2 protein-coding genes are annotated in these 1,607 nt (G+C 50.0%); both read left to right on the top strand.

Translation table 11 applies throughout. The features are described 5' to 3' along the window. The first annotated feature begins 500 nt into the window (after positions 1 to 500). Positions 501 to 722: a hypothetical protein gene (locus BM116_RS18545; protein WP_083729500.1), complete on the top strand. Its 222-nt coding sequence runs from the start codon at positions 501 to 503 to the stop codon at positions 720 to 722. A gap of 522 nt (positions 723 to 1,244) precedes the next feature. Further along, on the top strand, positions 1,245 to 1,553 hold the full coding sequence (locus tag BM116_RS19380) for an HAD family hydrolase (protein ID WP_229744464.1): 309 nt from the start codon (positions 1,245 to 1,247) through the stop codon (positions 1,551 to 1,553). Positions 1,554 to 1,607 lie beyond the last annotated feature (54 nt).

The raw sequence follows: 1,607 nt of genomic DNA, 5'->3' as shown, positions 1-1,607 counted from the left end.
TTGAATTCTTCGGGATAACGCGGATTGCTCATGGCACCTCCTAGTGGGCCGTATTATGAGGCCAGGAGGTGTCTACGAAACTAGGGGCGATTCACTTCATTACAATTCTGTAAGGAACATAACCCTTCGCTTTTATTTCAGAAGTATCTCGGTGCGTTTTGTAGTGACGGATGGCCCAACCCCGATCTCTGACATAAATGTCATTTTCAGGTCAGGCTCAAGTCAGGTTGTTTTCCATATACTCTGTGTAAATACGGCAAGAACCATAGGAAGGTTACATCGTGGTTTAGCTGGGCCTTTAGAATTATCCAAAGCACATGATGGCACACCGTTTCTGTCACCAAAGTGAAACGGACATTGCATTGAGGTAATACAAGGTCGGATCGTTGATCTATTTCAGCATGACATTTTTGTAATCGCAGCGTCACCAGCCGGACAGGTGACGCCATGTACCATACTAACGAGTCTCCAAAAATCCATTTCAGATGAGAGGTATAGCCATGAGGACCTTAGCAACGATTTTCATGTTTTTATTTGCGCTGAACGTTACTGCGGTAGTCCATGCAGAAGATGGGAGCATGCGTTACCGGCAGATGGTAGAGAACCTGCGTGAACAAAACAAAGAGCGCAGAGAAGCCCGTGATCAACAAATAAAAGAGGATGAAGCAAAAAACAGTACGAAAAATACTGGAGGTGCTACAACCGCGTCAGACAAGCGCTAACAGAACGGTGTCTACCTGACTTCTTCTAAGGTTGTATTCCGTTCAGTTGTACTTCTGAAGCTTAACACTGCAGATCGCACATAACGACGATGGAGGGGATAGATCTGAGTGACACCGACAGAGAATTGAATTGGTTCAGATTGCCGGAAAATTCGCTGGCTGACACCCCAATTACGGGGGTGTACTGAATTTTGTGTAACCTGTAGGGTTGATTACAAGGGCATCATGCGGTCTTCGAACTGAATCGTAAAGCGATTCAGTTCCGTTTTCCAATCCCGGATGTTCGGCAACGACGGTCTGCGCCGGTTGCGGCTACTGTCGAGCGGCTTCGCAACCAAGGGTGAACCATCACGGCGATTCGCCACGCAGGCCGAGACCTCGGCGGCGTCGGTCTCTTGGATATACCGCGCGCATCGGCGCGGCCTGCGCTCGAACGGTTACGTACCATAGGCATCACCCGCATGATCATGCATTTCTGGAGACAACCAACGCGTAGCCGATGCGGTCACCAAGCAAGTTTGCTTGGACGAGGCATGGGGTGACCTCATGCCAGAAGACAAGGTTGACGCAGTCAACAAACTACGCAAAACCACCGAGGTCGTAATGGTTGGCAATAGCGTGAATGATGCGCCCGCCATGGCTCATGCTACTGTTGGTATCGCTACGGGCGCCGCAGGCTCAGATGTAGCTTTGGAAACGGCCAACGTTGCATTGATGGCAGACGACCTATCGCATCTGCCGTTTGCAGTCGAACTCAGCCGACATACTCGTAGGATTATTCTCCAGAATCGGCGGTTGCAGGAACTGAGTGCAACACGGTTACTGGATTGAGGCAGGAGCCTCATGATACGTAGCCATCAGCTCGGTCATGACCTCGATGGGGCA

Source organism: Halopseudomonas pachastrellae (assembly GCF_900114765.1).
In the GTDB taxonomy this organism is placed as follows: Bacteria; Pseudomonadota; Gammaproteobacteria; order Pseudomonadales; family Pseudomonadaceae; genus Halopseudomonas; species Halopseudomonas pachastrellae.
This window is presented reverse-complemented; position numbering and strand designations above follow the sequence as displayed.

Excerpts from the sequence above, each read along its gene's own strand:
- BM116_RS18545 (WP_083729500.1), top strand. The coding sequence starts at position 501 with ATGAGGACCTTAGCAACGATTTTCATGTTTTTATTTGCGCTGAACGTT.